Source organism: Lactococcus cremoris subsp. cremoris NBRC 100676 (assembly GCF_001591705.1).
Classification (GTDB): domain Bacteria; phylum Bacillota; class Bacilli; order Lactobacillales; family Streptococcaceae; genus Lactococcus; species Lactococcus cremoris.
This window is the reverse complement of sequence record NZ_BCVK01000010.1, coordinates 17,801-34,443: the sequence shown is the minus strand read 5'-3', so window position 1 is coordinate 34,443 and position 16,643 is coordinate 17,801. Positions and strand designations below refer to the sequence as shown.

Below are 16,643 nucleotides of genomic sequence, written 5' to 3'. Positions count from 1 at the left end.
AGTGATAATTTAGGATTGTCACTTTTTTAGCATAGGGCAAGCTATAAAAAAGCTGGATAAAATGCTATAATGAATAGCACGCATTTTTGTGGAAAAATAATATATAAACTATTTAAAGAAAATTTAGAGGAGAAACTGTATGTCTTTATTTTTAGATACAGCACGAATTGAAGTAAAAGCTGGTAAAGGTGGCGATGGCGCAGTTGCTTTTCGTCGTGAAAAATATGTACCAGATGGCGGTCCTGCCGGTGGTGATGGAGGTAAAGGGGGTTCTGTAATCTTTAAAGTTGATGAAGGAATGTCAACTTTGATGGATTTCCGATACAACCGCATCTTCCGTGGGAAACCCGGTGAAAAAGGAATGAACAAAGGGATGCACGGTCGTGGAGCCGAAGATTTAATTGTTCATGTTCCTCAAGGGACAACTGTTAAAGATAATGAAACTGGCGATGTTTTAGTCGATTTGATTGAAAAAGATCAAGAATTTGTGGTTGCTAAAGGTGGCCGCGGTGGTCGTGGAAATATTCGCTTTGCTACACCACGTAATCCAGCGCCAGAAGTGGCAGAAAATGGAGAACCTGGAGAAGATAAGATTCTACTTTTGGAACTTCGTGTTTTAGCAGATGTTGGTTTAGTTGGATTCCCATCAGTTGGGAAATCTACTTTGCTGTCAGTAGTTTCAAATGCTCGTCCTAAAATTGGAGCTTACCATTTTACAACAATTACACCAAATATTGGGATGGTTCAAGTCGGTTATGGCGATAGTTTTGTTATGGCGGATATGCCAGGATTAATTGAAGGAGCACACTCTGGTGCAGGACTTGGAATTCAATTTTTGCGTCATATTGAACGGACACGTGTCCTTCTCCATATTCTTGACATGTCTGAACTTGAGGGACGTGACCCTTATGAAGATTACAAAACAATCAATGATGAATTGGAATCTTACAATCTCCGCTTGATGGAACGTCCACAACTTATTGTTGCCAATAAGATGGATATGCCAGAAGCAGCAGAACGTTTGGCCGAATTTAAAGAAAAATTAGCTGCTGATTTAGAAGCAGATCAAGAAATGCCTGAAATTTTTGAAGTATCTGGGTTGACTAAAACAGGATTACAAGGCTTGTTAGCTCGTACGAGTGAATTACTTGCTCAAACACCAGAATTCTTACTTTATGACGAAGATGCCTTGGGTGATGAAGTAGCTTACTATGGCTTTGAAGACGAAGAAAAACCATTCAAAGTTTCACGCGATGATGATGGTGGATGGCGTTTATCTGGTGAGAAAATTGAAAAACTCTTTATCATGACAAACTTTGACCATGATGAATCAGTAATGAAATTTGCTCGGCAAATGCGTGCCTTCGGTGTCGATGAAACGCTTCGCTCAATGGGTGCCAAAGACGGAGATTATGTACGAATTCAAAAATTTGAATTTGAATTTGTAGACTAAAAATATCAATATTTTCGGAGATTAAAAATGGGATTTAAAATTATTGGTGACCGTGACAAAGACGGAAATTTTATTGCCTCAGCCGATTATTGGACAGATGAACGGATTGATGACTTATTAAAAAAATACAATTCTCACGGTAAATTGACTTTATCAAAGGCTAATCAACAGAAAAATGATGAAAAAAAGACTGATTAATTCAGTCTTTTTTTATTGACGAAATTTATAGTTTTACTGACAGAGAGATTATTGTCTTCTGTCAGTAGTTTTGGCTTGAATTATTTCCTGAAAAATGACTTTATTGACCGTTTTAGATTGGTCAGCAACTTTATAGAGTGCATTACGTTGAAGAGTTTGAATTTGGAAAACTGGGCTGATATTATTCGTCTTATGAAGATTATCAGTGATAATTTGATTAGGATTAAAATTGATATCGTCAGGAACTAGAGAAAGAACTGCTGATTTTTCATAATTTTGTTCAGAAATCGTTTGATTTTCAACGTGAAAACTGATTGCTCTTGGCAGAGACGGAGCTGCCAGAGGAAACCCAGCAATCATTGCATTAAATGAGATATTCTGACCAAAAATCACTTGTTTATTTTTATATTTTTCGAGTTCATTTCTAAGTAAAAGCTCAGCATCCTCAAAAGATAAATTTGGCTGATAATAGAATTTTTTTCGAATATTATTAGTGATTAATTCAAATCCTGTAATTCCAACAACGAAACCATTCGGATTACTTTCAAATTTTTTAAAATGACTTTGCGTCAGAAGTTCATTGGTCGTAATTTGTCCATCGGAGATGACACTGATAAAATCAGGTAACATGACAATATTGATAAAACTCATTTAAAGATTCCTATAAAAAAGTCTGTCATTACTGACAGATCTTCATTTTCTACTGATGATTCTGTCAGTAATTATTTTTTTGGACGAACAAACATGGCGTCACCAAAACTGAAGAAGCGATACTTTTCATCAATTGCGTGTTGATAAGCCTCAAGAACGAAGTCACGTCCAGCAAAAGCGGCAACTAACATAACTAAAGTTGATTTTGGTAAGTGGAAATTAGTGTTAAAGGCATCGACAACTTTCCATTCATAACCAGGTTTAATGAAAATATCAGTCCAGCCAGAATCAGCTTGAATATCTCCATCAAATTTGCTACCAATTGTTTCTAAAGTACGAATTGACGTTGTTCCAGAAGCGACAATCTTATGACCACTGGCTTTAACGGCTCGGAGTTGGGCGGCAGCCTCCTCTGTCAGACGATAAAATTCACTATGCATATGATGTTCATCAACATTATCTACACTGACAGGACGAAAAGTTCCTAAGCCAACATGGAGAGTCAACTCAACGATTTTAACCCCTTTGTTAGCAATTTTTTCTAAAAGTTCAGGTGTATAATGCAAACCAGCAGTTGGAGCTGCGGCAGAACCATTTTCTTTAGCAAAAACGGTTTGATAACGTTCTTGGTCTTCAAGTTGCTCATGAATATATGGTGGTAATGGCATTTCTCCTAAGCTTTCCAAGATTTCGAGAAAAATTCCGTCATATTTAAATTCAACAATTCGACCACCGTGTTCGAGAATTTCAACAACAACAGCTTTCAAACGACCGTCACCAAAAACAACTTCCTCGCCAACTTTCATTTTACGAGCAGGTTTAGCTAAAGTTTCCCAACGATTTTCTCCCATATCTTTGAGCAGAAGTAGTTCGATATGACCACCTGTTTCAGCACGTTCACCGTGCAAACGAGCAGGAAGCACACGTGTATTATTTAAAACTAAAGCATCTCCGGCCTCGAGTTCATCAATAATATTATAAAAATGTCTATCTTCAAGTTCTTCTGTTTTGGGGTCGAGAATCAATAAACGTGATTCAGAGCGTTTTTCCAAAGGCGTTTGTGCAATTAATTCTTCTGGTAAATCAAAATCAAAATCATTTATATTCATAAGTTGTTTTTATTTTACTCCAATCTTTTATCAAGGGTCTAAAATATATTTTATGCTAAACTATTTTAGATTTTCCTCAAGCCTTTCTTTTCAGGTCTATCTCATCAAACTTATCAGTTTGTCATAGAATAATTTTATATAAAAAGAAAAAACATACTTCACTATTATATCATTTTTTGAAAGTACTAGCTTTGAGAAGTCTATGATTTTTTATATGACGAAAGATGACGTATCGTAAAATTAGTACTAAATAATATAAGAATTTGCAAAAAAGAGGTTTTAATATTACAATAGTAAAATATAAATATAAAAGGGAATATTATGAAAAAAGGAAAAAGATGATTATATGGATTCTGGTGGTTTTATCCGTGATTTTGGTCGGAGGATATTTTGCAATCGGAAATTATTTTTATGGCATGGCTATTAATGCGCATACCAGCAAATCTTTTTTGACTGGGAATAATGATTCAAAAAAGCAAAAAACACTCTCTAAAAAAGAAAAAGAGAGAAAAGAGCAAAATGAAGCCTTTATGGCTCAGGTTAAGCCAACAGCCTCTTATGTCACTTCGTATGATAAGTTAAAATTGAAACTTTATGCGGCAGATTATATTCAAAAATCAAAGACAAATAAGTGGGCGATTGTTGTGCATGGTTATGGTGGTCAATCAAGTGATATGGCTAGTTGGACACGTCATTTTTATAATAAAGGATATAATGTTGTTACTCCTGATTTAAGAGGCCATGGGAAAAGTCAGGGAGATTATATTGGTATGGGTTGGGATGACCGAAAAGACATGCTGCTCTGGATTAACACAATCACTCAACGAGACCCTCAAGCAGAGATTGTTCTGCTAGGTGTTTCAATGGGTGGAGCTACTGTCATGAATACCTCAGGAGAAAAACTTCCCTCTAATGTCAAAGCCATTGTGGAAGATTGTGGCTATACTTCAACCGGAGATGTTTTTACTTATCAGCTAAAACAACTATTTGGCTTGCCTAAATTTCCTGTCCTTTATGCTGCGAATACTATGACAGAAATCAGAGCAGGATATAATATCTTCAAGTCTTCTGCGATTAAACAAGTAGCAAAGAGTAAAACGCCAATGCTCTTTATTCATGGGGATAAGGATACTTTTGTTCCTTTTAAAATGTTAGAACCTCTCTATAATACGGCTAAGGTCGAAAAGGAAAAATTGGTTGTTCACGGAGCAGGACATGGTGAATCAGAAAAAATAAATCCTGACTTATATTGGAGCCATGTATGGAATTTTGTTGGAAAATATATGTCATAATTATAAAATCAGTCAATAAAATAGCAAAATAAAATAGTTCTTTATTAAAGAGCTTTTTTATTTTAATTTTGATATTTTTGAAGACAATTTTTAGTTGACATGGTCTTATTTTATGATATAATGAAAGTGTAGAAAAATTGATATATACCAATTTAGGAATGGAGCATATAAAAATGAAAGTTATCGTAGTAAAAAACCAACTTGAAGGTGGAAAAATCGGACTTGATCTTCTTAAAGAATCAATCAACAATGGTGCAAAAACATTGGGACTTGCAACAGGTTCAACACCAGTAGAATTTTATAATCAAATCGTTAATTCAGACCTTGATTTTACAAACATGGTATCAGTAAACTTGGATGAATATGTAGGACTTGATGGTTCTGATGAACAATCATATCGTTACTTTATGACTAAACATTTGTTTGGAGAAAAACCATTTAAAGAAAACTTCTTGCCAAATGGTAAAGCAACTGACCTTGAAGCTGAAGCAAAACATTATGACCAAATTATTGAAGAAAACCCAATTGATTGGCAAATTCTTGGAATTGGTCAAAATGGACACATTGGTTTTAATGAACCTGGAACACCAGCTGAAATTACAACTCATGTTGTAGACCTTCAAGAAAGCACAATCAAAGCTAATGCTCGTTTCTTTGAATCAGAAGCAGATGTTCCACGTAAAGCAATTTCAATGGGGCTTGCATCAATTATGAAATCTAAAAACATTGTTTTAATGGCTTACGGAAAAGAAAAAGCAGAAGCAATTAAAGGAATGGTTGAAGGTGAAGTGACTACTGAACTTCCAGCATCAATTTTGCAAAACCATGCGAATGTTACTGTTATTGCTGACGAAGCTGCGGTATCATTGTTGAGCAAATAAAATAAAAAAAGTCCTATCAGGACTTTTTAATTTACTGACAGAAAAGCTGTCAGTATTTTTTTATATTTTTTTATATTTACGATGGTTATCAACGACTTCTGAAACAGAATAGGCTGTATCATCACTAAATGAAATGTTGTGATTTAGGTCTAAATATTCGTTAAACATAGTTTCGTATTCAGGAATGCTCAAGCGACTTCTTGCATCTAACATTGATTGATGTTCAACTTTAAGTAAGTGCTTTTCATAACCTTCGACGAGTTCACCAGAGAAAAATTCGGCAACCGTACCAGAGCCATAGCTAAAAAGTCCAATACGCTGACCAACGCTCAATTTATCAGAGTTTTCTAAAAGTGAGATTAGACTTAAATAGAGAGAACCAGTATATAAATTACCAACACGACGATTATAAACAATTCCACGTTCAAATTGTTCCATCAGTTCTTCAGCATTAGCTGGTTTCTCTGTTTCAAGCATTGGCAACAAAGCTTTTTTACCCATTTTTGTGTAAGGGGTATGAAAAGCAAGAGCAGCAAAATCTTCAAAGTGCAAGCTTGTCCGGCGACTGTATTCTTTCCAAATTTTAGCAAAGGCATCAATGTAAGTTTCATTTGAAAATTTGCCATCAACAGTAGGGTAAGCTTGACCAAAAGGTCGCCAGAAATCATAGATATCTTGAGTTAAAGCAACATTATCATTATTTAAGGTCATAATTTTAGGATTAGCAGTGATGAGCATTGCAACACTTCCAGCCCCTTGAGTAGGTTCTCCACCAGTATTTAGACCATACTTAGCAATATCAGATGCGATGACTAAAACTTTAGCTTCGGGGTTCAAAAGAACATGGTCCCGGGCCAAAGCAAGGCCAGCAGTTGTTGCATAACAAGCTTCCTTCATCTCGATACTTCTAGCAAAAGGTTGGATGCCGAGTAAATCATGAACAACAACCGCCGAAGCTTTTGATTCATCAAGACTTGATTCTGTTCCAACAATAACCATGTCAATCGTTTCTTTATCTTCATCAGTCAAAATACTAGCTGCTGCATTAGCCGCAAAAGTAATTATATCTTGAGTAGCAGGATTCACTGCCATTTCATCTTGACCAATACCTATCTGGAATTTTGCTGGATCAACATTGCGAGCTTCTGCTAAATCCCTCATGTCCACAAAAGTACTGGGAACAAAAAATCCAAGTTTATCAATACCGACTTTCATATTTTAAAAATTTCCTTATCTACTAATATTATAGAAGAAAGGAACTCCTTTCAAATGTCTTTGGAATGCTTTAATTTTATCATAAAAATACGTTAAATTCTTAGCTAAGATGTTTTTTATCTATAAAATACTAAGGAAGTTTACTCTAACAAGCTTGTAGAACAGATATTACAAATGATAGATGCTTTGAAAAAATTAAGGCAGATAATTCGTCACTTAGTAGACATCTTTCCACAATTTAATGTAAAGATACTTTGACAAAAGTAGTTTAAAATATGCTATAATGACTTTCGGAGGTTCATTCGTGAAAGAAATTGTAATCATTGACGCCTTAAGAACACCAGTCGGAAAATATGATGGTGCTCTTGCTGAGTATTCGGCAGAAAAACTTGGAACACACGTTGTTTCAGCTTTATTGTCAAAAAATAAAAATATAAAATCAGATGTTGAACAAGTTATTTTTGGTAATGTTCTTCAAGCTGGTAATGGTCAAAATATTGCGCGCCAAATTGCGATTAATAGTGGTTTATCAACCAGTGTTCCAGCTTCAACCATTAATGAAGTTTGTGGTTCAGGAATGAAGGCAGTAATTCTAGCTAAGCAACTTTTACAGTTGGGCGAAGCAGAAGTTGTTATTGCTGGTGGAACGGAATCAATGTCTAATGCGCCTATTCTTAAAAATCGTAATACAGAAGAAGAAACATTAAGCATGTTAAGTGACGGCTTAATTGATGCTTTTTCTGGCATTTCAATGGGAATTATTGGAGAAACAATTGCGGAGCAGTTTGATGTTAGTCGTGCTGACCAAGACCGATTCGCACAAAATTCTCAAGAGAAGGCAGTAGCAGCCAGTCAAGCAGGAATTTTTAATGACGAGATTGTAGCTCTTGGGGAACTTTCTGTTGATGAAACTCCTCGACCTTCATCTAGCTTGGAAAAATTGGCTACATTACGGACAGCCTTTAAGGAAAATGGAACAGTTACAGCTGGGAATTCTTCACCAGTTAATGACGGAGCTTCTGCTTTAATTTTGGCTACTAAAGATTACGCTGAAAAGCATGGGATTTCTTATTTTGCTGAATTAGTTGAGAGTGCGGAAGTTGGTATTGACCCTGCAATTATGGGAGTATCACCGATTGATGCAATTCAAAAATTAGTTCAACGCTCAGGCGTTCAGCTTTCAGAAATAGATCTTTTTGAAATTAATGAGGCCTTTGCTGCATCAAGTATTGCTGTTAATCGTGAATTGGGCTTAAAAGATTCTCAAGTTAATATTTACGGAGGAGCGATTGCTCTTGGACATGCTATTGGGTCAAGTGGTGCCAAAATCCTGACAACTTTGGGATATGCTTTGAAACGTGAACAAAAGCGTTATGGAATTGCTAGTCTTTGTATTGGCGGTGGTCTAGGGCTTGCTATTTTATTGAAAAATCCTGACTTTTAAAAATTGATGGAGGAATTGCCCAGTATTTCTGGGCATTTTTGGGAAATATGAGAAAAAAATTTTATCAAATGTCGCCACAAGAGCGATTGAATTCGTTAAACTTATCCGAAAAGAGTCAAGAAATTTTAAGTGAGATGGCCCTAGATACAACTATTTTGGACAATCTCATAGAAAATCAAATTTCTGAATTTGAATTGCCAATGGGAATTGCCCAAAATTTTGTTATTAATGGACAAAGTTTTCTAATACCAATGGTTACAGAGGAACCGTCAGTAATTGCCGCAGCAAGTAATGGAGCAAAAATAGCTGGAAATTTTGTAGCTGAAATTAAAGAACGTTTAATGCGTGGTCAAATTGTATTTTATGATGTTAAAAATTCAGATAAGATTGCAAATGAAATACTTGAAAAGCAAGAAAAAATCTTTGAACAAGCCGAACTTTCTTACCCTTCAATCGTTAAACGAGGTGGCGGTTTGAGAGAGGTTTCTAGTCGGATTTTCTCTAGTCAAAAGTTTTTATCTGTTGATGTCAAGGTTGATGTTAAAGACGCCATGGGTGCAAATATTATTAATTCAATCTTAGAGGGAATTGCTGAACTCTTTCGGAGGTGGTTTCCTGATGAAAAAATTCTGTTTAGTATTTTATCAAATTATGCTACTGAATCACTAGTGAAAGTGACCTGTGAAATTCCGGTTGAACGCCTTTCAAAAAAAGCAGATGGATATGAAATTGGTCAAAAAATTATGGCTGCTTCCCAATATTCAAAAATTGATCCTTATCGTGCTAGTACCCATAACAAAGGGATTATGAACGGTATCAATGCGGTCATTTTAGCTACAGGAAATGATACTCGGGCCATCTCAGCTGCTATTCATGCTTATGCGGCAAAAGATGGAGCCTACCAAGGGTTAGCCAACTGGGAACTTCAAGAGAAAATGTTAGTTGGCGAACTCGAAATTCCTTTACCAGTGGCAACTGTCGGAGGGGGAGTCAAGGTTTTGCCAAAAGCACAAGCGGCCATGGAGATTCTGGGTATCAGTGATGCTAAGGAGCTCGCAAAAGTTATTGCTGCAGTGGGACTAGCTCAAAACTTAGCCGCTTTACGTGCCCTAGTTTCAGAAGGAATTCAACAGGGACACATGAGTCTACAAGCTCGTTCTTTGGCTTTGAGTGTAGGAGCACAAGCGGATGAAATCGCGATATTAAGTCAACAATTGCGCAAAGAAAAAGTGATGAATCAAGAAGTAGCCCAAAATTTACTAAAAAATTTGAGAAAATAATAGCCTGTCAAGATTTTTTCTTGACAGCATGAAATTAGTCTGCTATAATATTAAATATAATAAAAAAGAAATAGGAAATATAAAATGTCTGTAAAAATTCGTTTGACTCGTATGGGTTCTAAGAAAAAACCTTTCTACCGTATTAATGTTGCTGATTCACGTGCACCACGTGATGGTAAATTCATCGAAACAGTTGGAACTTACAATCCACTTGTAACTGAAAACCAAGTAACTCTTAAAGAAGAACGCGTATTGGAATGGTTGAGCAACGGAGCACAACCTTCAGATACAGTTCGTAACCTCCTTTCAAAAGCGGGCGTTATGAAAAAATTCCACGAATCAAAACTTTCTAAATAATTTTTGAGATAAGCTGCTTTTTAGCAGCTTTTCGTGAATATAAAAATCACATAAAATGGACTTGAATAACTTTCAAGTTAGAGTAGAGGTAAGAAATGCAAAAAGATGTGAAAGAACTCGTTTTAACTATTGTAAAACCTTTGGTGACTCAGCCTGATGAAGTTTCTTTGGAAATTATTGAAGGTGAGGAGTTTATGGAATACCATCTCAAAGTTGCTGACGGAGATATTGGAAGAATAATTGGACGTCAAGGTCGAATTATTCAAGCCATTCGTACAGTTGTATACTTTGTTCCTGTTGAAGGGAAAAAAGTTCGACTCCTCGTGGACCAATAATAAGTAAAAATAAAAGAACTCATCATTGATGAGTTCTTTTATTTTTGGAAAACGGAACGTTCTTTTGAGAAATAAAATAGTTATTTAGAATTTCCTTTTATTGTCCCCAAAAATATGCTAGAATGAAAAAATATTGATTAATAATTGTAGAAATAATCAGTGATAAATATAAATTAACTGATTTTTATATAGGTGGATAATGGATAAGAAAAAAGGAATCTTATTAGTAGCTTTAGGGACGCCTCGTTCTTGTGAGACAGAGGATGTAAGGGAATATTTAAAAGAATTTTTGGGTGATCCACTCGTCATTCAAAAACCAAGATGGCTTTGGCTTCCAATTTTGAATGGTATTATTTTAAAAGTAAGACCGCAAAAATCAGCAGAGATGTATAAACAAATCTGGACTGACGAGGGTTCACCTTTGATGAGTTACACAATAGCCCAAACAGAACAATTACAAGGACTTCGTGAAGACTTTGATGTTCACTTTGCCATGACCTACGGAGAGCCCCGCATTGATAAGGTCATTAGAGAGATGAAAGAATCAGGAGTTGAGGATATTACTGTACTCCCACTCTATCCTCAATACTCATTAACAACCGTTGAGCCAATTATTCAACAAGTTAAGAAAATTGATGACAAAATTAATGTTATTCGAGATTTTCATCAGATTGAATCTTATACAGACTTACTGGCAGAGTCTATCAGAGAAAAATGGCAAGCCAATCATTATGATAAGCTTATTCTTAGCTACCATGGCATTCCACTATCGTATGTAACGAAGAAGAAAGATGATTATGAGGCACAATGTATCGAAACTACGCGGCTAGTTGTTGAAAAATTAGGCTTAAAGGAAGAAGAATACGAGCATACTTACCAATCAAAATTTGGTCCTGAGAAATGGTTAGAGCCTGCAACAATAGATAGAATTGCTGAGCTTCCTAAAGAAGATACAAAGAAAGTATTAATTTGTTCTCCAGCTTTTGTGGCGGATTGTTTGGAAACTTTATTTGAATTAGAAATTGAAAATAAAGAAGTTTTTGTGGAAAATGGGGGCGAGACTTTTGATTTTGTCCATCCATTTAACGATTCTTTAGAATTTACTAAAGTACTAAGTGAAGTAATCGAGAAAAATAAAGTTGAAGTTGAAGTTGAAGTTTAAAATTTAGAGTAAAAGGAAATGCTTAATGAAGAAACAGTATGAAATTATTTCAATGAAAGATCACTATCGGATTCGTCTTGGAATTTTTGAACCACAAGAAAAAGCAAAAGGCGTGGTGCAATTAGTTCATGGTTTTGGCGAATATACGGGTCATTATTTATATTTAATCAATGAATTAGTTAATGCTGGTTTTGTTTGCTTTATGCACGACCAAAGAGGACATGGGGTTCTAGCAGCAGCTAAACCTAAACTTCAAGGACGAGCAAGAAATTATGAAAACTTTATTAGTGATGTCTTAGAAGTCCGAAAAATAATTGGCAAAAGATATCCCAAATTACCAGTTTATCTCTTCGGACACAGTATGGGAGGAAATATTTCACTGAATGTTCTGCTGAGAAATGTTGAAAATCAAAAACTTTATCAAAAAGCAGTTATTGAATCTCCTTGGCTTGCCTTGACAAATCCACCGGCTATTCCCCTACAAAAGTTGGCTCAAGTTTTAGGGAAATTTAATTCAAAAATTAGAGTTCGTACGGGACTTAAAGTTGATGCAATCTCTCATCGGAGTGACTTAGTTGATTTAGTGACTAAAGATGGAATATATCATGAACTATTATCTTTACGTTTGTTTTCACAAATTATGGAAGCAGGACGTTTTGCCCAAAGTCAGGCCGAGCAGTTAAAGATACCGACCTTATTATTTTGTGGAGAAGAAGACCAAATTTGTTCACCGTTAGCGATTCGTTCCTTTGCTGAAAATGCTGGTGCTAATTTGGAATTAGTTGAAGTTGCTGAGGGCTATCATGCCCTTCATTTAGATACTAAAGCAGATGCTTTTATTGACAAAATGAAGGCTTTCCTGCTTGAATAAGACTGAGTAAAATAAAAGGCTATTTAATTTTGAATAGCTTTTTTATTTTATGATTTTATATTTGCTGCTGAAAATTGAGCCCTTTATATTTCAAAAATTTTAAAATTTTGTATTCTTTAAAAGAAATCTGCTCAAAAATAGTTTCATTTAAATCAGGGCTTAGTTGATATGTTATAATTAGGGAATGGAAAACTTTTACAAAGTAGGAACAATTGTTAATACACAGGGACTTCAAGGTGAAGTTCGAGTACTACCATCAACAGATTTTGCTAACGAGCGCTTTTCAAAAGGGGCAGTATTAGCACTTTTTGATGATAAAGATAACTATATTCAAGATTTAAAAGTGAAATCTGGTCGATTACAAAAGAATTTTTATGTGGTCAAATTTGAAGGATTTTATCATATCAATGATGTCGAAAAATATAAAGGTTATGTTGTTAAAATTGCGCAAGAAAATCAAGAAGAGTTAAATGATGGGGAATTTTACTATCATGAAATTATTGGAAGTGATGTTTATGAAAATGACATTTTAATTGGTCAGATCTCTGAAATTCTTCAACCAGGTGCCAATGATGTCTGGGTCGTTAAACGTAAAGGAAAACGTGATTTACTTTTACCTTATATCCCACCTGTTGTCCTGAAAGTAGATGTGGCTCAGCATCGAGTTGATGTGGACATCATGGAAGGATTGGATGACTAAGGGCATGAGAATTGATATTTTAAGTATTTTTCCTGATATGTTTGGTCCACTTAACCAGTCAATAGTTGGCAAGGCTCAAGATAAAGGTATTTTAGAATTACATACTCATGATTTTCGCGAAAATGCCACAAATAAACAGCGACATGTCGATGATATGCCTTATGGTGGGGGACAAGGGATGTTGTTGATGCCTCAACCTATCTTTGATACGATGGATAAAATTCCACAAAAATCTGAAAAGCCTGCACGGGTGATTCTTTTAGATCCAGCCGGAAAAAAATTTGATCAAAAAATGGCTGAGGAATTGTCAGAAGAAGAACAACTAATCTTTATTTGTGGACACTACGAAGGCTATGATGAACGAATTAAAACTTTGGTGACAGATGAGGTATCTTTGGGAGACTTTGTCTTAACAGGAGGAGAAGTGGCAGCAACTGTAATGATTGATGCTGTTGTTCGTCTTATACCTGGCGTTTTGGGGAAAGCGGCTAGTCATGAAGATGATTCATTTTCTAGTGGGCTTTTAGAATATCCCCAATACACTCGACCAGAAGATTTTAGAGGAATGAAGGTTCCCGAAGTCTTGATGAGCGGTCATCATGAGAATATTCGCAAGTGGCGTTTGAGAGAATCTTTGAAAAAAACACTAGAGCGCCGTCCAGATTTATTGGATACATACGAACCTAATGACGAAGAACTAAAAATGCTACAATTATTGCGTGAAAATGTTCAAGATGTGGTAGAATGAAGTAGTGTTAAGAATTTTAGTGAATATTGGGGATGCCTATTGAATTAGGATAATGAAATGTGTGTTCTTATTGTTCATGAATTGGAATATGACTAAATTTAAAATAAAAATAGGGGAATTTTAAAATGACTTTGACAATTGAAAGAGAACAAGAATTTGTTAACCAATTTCATTATGATGCTCGTAATTATGAATGGGAAAAAGAAAATGGAACGCCCGAAACAAATCTAAATGTTCAATTTCAACTTGTTCCTAAAGAACAACTTGAAAAATTGGGTGACGGAGATACTGGGATTCATGCTGTCTTAACCTACTTGATTGTATTGGATAATATCGTACTTTCAGGTTTTGTAAGTCAATTGAATTATGTACGCGGAAAAATCATCAAAGAACAAGAAGAACTTGAACAAGAAGAATTAGCTCAACTTGCTGCACCTTTGTTTGATCTTCTTCAACGTTTGGTTTATGAAACAACCGAGGTTGCTTTAGATCAGCCTGGAATTAACTTAGAATTTTAATTAATAGAATTGACTTATGAAATTAGCTGTTATTACTGACTCGTCGGCAGATTTTGCCGAAAAATATAAAACTTATCAAAATCTTTTTGTTTTGGATATTCCGATTTCAATTGATGGAGTGGATTACGATTTACAAAAGATTTCTCATGAAGAATGGTATGACCTTATGGCCAAGGCTCAGGAAGTACCTAAAACCTCACAGCCTAGTGTAGCTGAACTTGATAGTCTTTTAAAAGATTTAGAAAAACAAGGATATACTCACGTTCTAGGTCTCTTTTTGCCAGCTGCAATTTCTGGATTTTATCAAAATATTTTCTACTTACAAAGCGAATATGAACAAATGAAAGTTCTATTTCCTGAGACTTTTATTACCTCTAGTCCTTTGGGTTATATGGTTGAAACTGTTTTGGATTTGGCGGAAGCAGGTGCAGAATCTGATGAGATTATTGCAAAGTTTGAAGAACAAAGAGAGGGCGACCGCGCCTATATGCTCGTTGATGATTTGCATTGGTTAGCCAAAGGAGGGCGTTTGTCTAATGGTGCGGCTGTTCTTGGTACTTTATTGAATATTAAGCCAGTATTAACTTTTAGTACTGAAGGGAAAGTAGAAGTTTTTGAAAAAGTTCGGACTGTGAAAAAAACAATGAGTCGCATGAAAGAACTTTTACTAAAAGAAGTACAAGAACCTTCAGACTACAAGGTTTATGTCATTCAAACTAGAGCAGAAGAAAGAGCACAAGAGCTCTATGACTTTGCTTTATCACAAGGTTTTGATGATGTTGAAATAGTTACTTTTGGTCCTGTTATTGCAACACATTTAGGATTGAATACTGTAGCTTATGGTATTTCTCCAAAAAAATAGAGCACGTAAAAACGTGCTTTTATGTAAAGAGAAATATTCTGAATAATAGAAATAATAGCGGTTACTAACAAATACTGATTTATTTACTTAGTTAATTCTTTTATTATAATAAAATGTTTGAGTGAGGATATGATTTTGAATAAAATTAAAGTGGTTGTGGCAGGATTTCGTGGAAAAATGGGTTCGACGGCTGTGCAAATGATTCTCAACGCTCCTAATTTTGAACTTGTCGCTTTATTAGGGAGAAAAGAAGAAGTTTCTGAGGCCTTTGATGTTCCTGTATTCAATCGAAAAGAGGAGCTAGAGAATATTGAAGCAGACGTTTGGTTGGATTTGACAGCTCCAGAGGTTGCTTATGAGAATACTTATTTTGCGCTGGAACATGGCTTAAGACCTGTTGTGGGCACAACTGGATTTACTGAGGATGAAGTGGCTCGTTTAATAAAATTTTCTAGGGAGAAAGAACTGGGTGGACTAATTGCACCTAATTTTGCCTTAGGTGCGGTTTTATTAATGCAATTCTCGAAACAGGCCGTGAAATATTTCCCAGATGTAGAAATTATTGAGTTACATCATGATGGTAAAAAGGATGCGCCTTCTGGAACTGCTGTAAAAACGGCAGAATTGATGGCTGAGGAACGTCTGGCTCATCATCAAGGGGCAGTAGATGAAAAAGAATCATTAGTTGGGGCGCGGGGATCTGTTCTTGAGGGGATGAGGATTCATTCAGTTCGCTTACCAGGTCTGGTGGCTCATCAAGAAGTCATTTTTGGCTCAAAAGGTGAAGGATTGACCTTGCGCCATGACTCTTACGACCGTTCAAGCTTTATGACTGGAATTGCACTTGGAATTCGTAAAGTGATGACCGTTTCTGAGCTAAAATATGGCTTAGAACACTTTTTTGATTTATAATTTTTTTGACGATAGAGTAAGTTTGCAAGAGCTTTTCTATAATAAAACCTTTAGTGGGGTGCTTTATGAGTAATTTGGAAATTCGTAGATTAGACTTAAGTGATGCTGAGGCATTTATGGATTATATTCATAATTGGTCAACAGATACAAGTCCTTTTAAGATTGATGCTGTAAAAACTTATGCCGAGGTTAATTTGGATAATTTTGCGGAATATGTGGAAAAAATTCGGAAAGAGGAAATAAGTGCTGAAAAGCCAGACTGGTCAACAGCTACTAAATACTTTGCTTTCATTAATGGACAAATTGCTGGTGAAATATCTTGTCGTTGGCAAATTGAAAAGGGAATTTTATTAGAATGGGGCGGACATATTGGTTATGGTATCGCTCCTGATTTTAGAGGTCAGCATATTGCTGAAAAAATGGTCAATTTTGCCCTGCCCAAATATCAAAAACGTTTGATTTCTCAAGTAATGATTTCTGCTGACAAGGGAAATGTGGCCAGTCGTAAAACGATTGAAGTAAATGGTGGAATCTTAGAAAATACTGTGAAAATTGACGGAGACGAAATTTGTCGTTATTGGATTAATTTGGAAAAGTCAATGGAATAAAAATTACTGATAAAAATCGGAAAAAGTTCGTCAACCCTTTTTTGGGC

Annotated in this window: 19 protein-coding genes; 16 read left to right on the top strand and 3 right to left on the bottom strand. The window is 35.5% G+C overall.

Annotated features, from left to right (window positions below):
- The first annotated feature begins 139 nt into the window (after positions 1–139).
- Positions 140–1,453: a GTPase ObgE gene (obgE, locus tag LLA01S_RS02870; RefSeq protein WP_011834866.1), complete on the top strand. Its 1,314-nt coding sequence runs from the start codon at positions 140–142 to the stop codon at positions 1,451–1,453.
- A gap of 27 nt (positions 1,454–1,480) precedes the next feature.
- Complete coding sequence (locus LLA01S_RS12615; RefSeq protein ID WP_061777812.1) at positions 1,481–1,651, top strand: hypothetical protein; 171 nt, start codon at positions 1,481–1,483, stop codon at positions 1,649–1,651.
- Positions 1,652–1,699: 48 nt separating this feature from the next.
- Here LLA01S_RS12615 and LLA01S_RS02860 read toward each other — a convergent pair whose 3' ends face one another.
- Both LLA01S_RS02860 and queA read right to left on the bottom strand, forming a co-directional pair.
- Positions 1,700–2,302, bottom strand: coding sequence for a hypothetical protein (locus LLA01S_RS02860; protein ID WP_015082639.1), 603 nt, complete (start codon positions 2,300–2,302; stop codon positions 1,700–1,702).
- Between the two features lie 71 nt (positions 2,303–2,373).
- Entirely contained in the window at positions 2,374–3,411 is a 1,038-nt protein-coding gene (gene queA / locus LLA01S_RS02855; RefSeq protein ID WP_021165518.1) for a tRNA preQ1(34) S-adenosylmethionine ribosyltransferase-isomerase QueA, read from the bottom strand.
- Positions 3,412–3,749: 338 nt separating this feature from the next.
- Between queA and LLA01S_RS02850 the strand changes: the two genes are divergently transcribed.
- Both LLA01S_RS02850 and LLA01S_RS02845 read left to right on the top strand, forming a co-directional pair.
- Positions 3,750–4,703, top strand: a complete 954-nt coding sequence (locus LLA01S_RS02850) for an alpha/beta hydrolase (RefSeq protein WP_061777811.1) — start codon at positions 3,750–3,752, stop codon at positions 4,701–4,703.
- A gap of 173 nt (positions 4,704–4,876) precedes the next feature.
- Entirely contained in the window at positions 4,877–5,584 is a 708-nt protein-coding gene (locus tag LLA01S_RS02845) for a glucosamine-6-phosphate deaminase (protein WP_015082636.1), read from the top strand.
- 60 nt (positions 5,585–5,644) lie between these two features.
- Here the strand turns inward: LLA01S_RS02845 and LLA01S_RS02840 are convergent, their stop codons facing one another.
- Positions 5,645–6,799 (bottom strand): hydroxymethylglutaryl-CoA synthase, encoded by a 1,155-nt coding sequence (locus LLA01S_RS02840; protein WP_061777810.1) that lies wholly within the window; start codon positions 6,797–6,799, stop codon positions 5,645–5,647.
- 304 nt (positions 6,800–7,103) lie between these two features.
- On the opposite strand from LLA01S_RS02840, the gene LLA01S_RS02835 reads away from it, so the two are divergent.
- The 12 genes from LLA01S_RS02835 to LLA01S_RS02780 all read left to right on the top strand — a co-directional run bounded on the left by LLA01S_RS02835 (position 7,104) and on the right by LLA01S_RS02780 (position 16,596).
- Positions 7,104–8,243, top strand: a complete 1,140-nt coding sequence (locus LLA01S_RS02835) for a thiolase family protein (protein WP_031286480.1) — start codon at positions 7,104–7,106, stop codon at positions 8,241–8,243.
- Between the two features lie 47 nt (positions 8,244–8,290).
- Positions 8,291–9,523 carry a hydroxymethylglutaryl-CoA reductase, degradative gene (locus LLA01S_RS02830; protein WP_021165514.1) on the top strand — a complete coding sequence of 411 codons (1,233 nt, stop codon included), beginning with the start codon at positions 8,291–8,293 and terminating at the stop codon, positions 9,521–9,523.
- A gap of 84 nt (positions 9,524–9,607) precedes the next feature.
- Positions 9,608–9,880, top strand: coding sequence for a 30S ribosomal protein S16 (rpsP, locus tag LLA01S_RS02825; protein ID WP_011834878.1), 273 nt, complete (start codon positions 9,608–9,610; stop codon positions 9,878–9,880).
- 95 nt (positions 9,881–9,975) lie between these two features.
- Positions 9,976–10,215, top strand: a complete 240-nt coding sequence (locus tag LLA01S_RS02820) for a KH domain-containing protein (RefSeq protein WP_011676598.1) — start codon at positions 9,976–9,978, stop codon at positions 10,213–10,215.
- A gap of 199 nt (positions 10,216–10,414) precedes the next feature.
- Positions 10,415–11,377 (top strand): ferrochelatase, encoded by a 963-nt coding sequence (gene hemH, locus LLA01S_RS02815; RefSeq protein ID WP_061777809.1) that lies wholly within the window; start codon positions 10,415–10,417, stop codon positions 11,375–11,377.
- 25 nt (positions 11,378–11,402) lie between these two features.
- The gene (locus tag LLA01S_RS02810; protein ID WP_015082631.1) at positions 11,403–12,248 is read left to right on the top strand and encodes an alpha/beta hydrolase; all 846 of its coding nucleotides are present in this window, start codon (positions 11,403–11,405) and stop codon (positions 12,246–12,248) included.
- Positions 12,249–12,432: 184 nt separating this feature from the next.
- The gene (gene rimM / locus LLA01S_RS02805; protein WP_011676595.1) at positions 12,433–12,948 is read left to right on the top strand and encodes a ribosome maturation factor RimM; all 516 of its coding nucleotides are present in this window, start codon (positions 12,433–12,435) and stop codon (positions 12,946–12,948) included.
- A 4-nt stretch (positions 12,949–12,952) separates the two neighbouring features.
- Positions 12,953–13,696 carry a tRNA (guanosine(37)-N1)-methyltransferase TrmD gene (gene trmD / locus LLA01S_RS02800; RefSeq protein ID WP_031286478.1) on the top strand — a complete coding sequence of 248 codons (744 nt, stop codon included), beginning with the start codon at positions 12,953–12,955 and terminating at the stop codon, positions 13,694–13,696.
- Between the two features lie 125 nt (positions 13,697–13,821).
- Positions 13,822–14,214 (top strand): DUF1149 family protein, encoded by a 393-nt coding sequence (locus LLA01S_RS02795; protein ID WP_011834883.1) that lies wholly within the window; start codon positions 13,822–13,824, stop codon positions 14,212–14,214.
- A gap of 16 nt (positions 14,215–14,230) precedes the next feature.
- A complete protein-coding gene (locus tag LLA01S_RS02790; protein WP_015082629.1) occupies positions 14,231–15,076 on the top strand; it encodes a DegV family protein in 846 nt (281 codons plus the stop codon).
- Positions 15,077–15,205: 129 nt separating this feature from the next.
- Positions 15,206–15,988: a 4-hydroxy-tetrahydrodipicolinate reductase gene (gene dapB, locus LLA01S_RS02785; RefSeq protein WP_061777808.1), complete on the top strand. Its 783-nt coding sequence runs from the start codon at positions 15,206–15,208 to the stop codon at positions 15,986–15,988.
- Positions 15,989–16,053: 65 nt separating this feature from the next.
- Positions 16,054–16,596 (top strand): GNAT family N-acetyltransferase, encoded by a 543-nt coding sequence (locus LLA01S_RS02780; RefSeq protein WP_061777807.1) that lies wholly within the window; start codon positions 16,054–16,056, stop codon positions 16,594–16,596.
- Positions 16,597–16,643 lie beyond the last annotated feature (47 nt).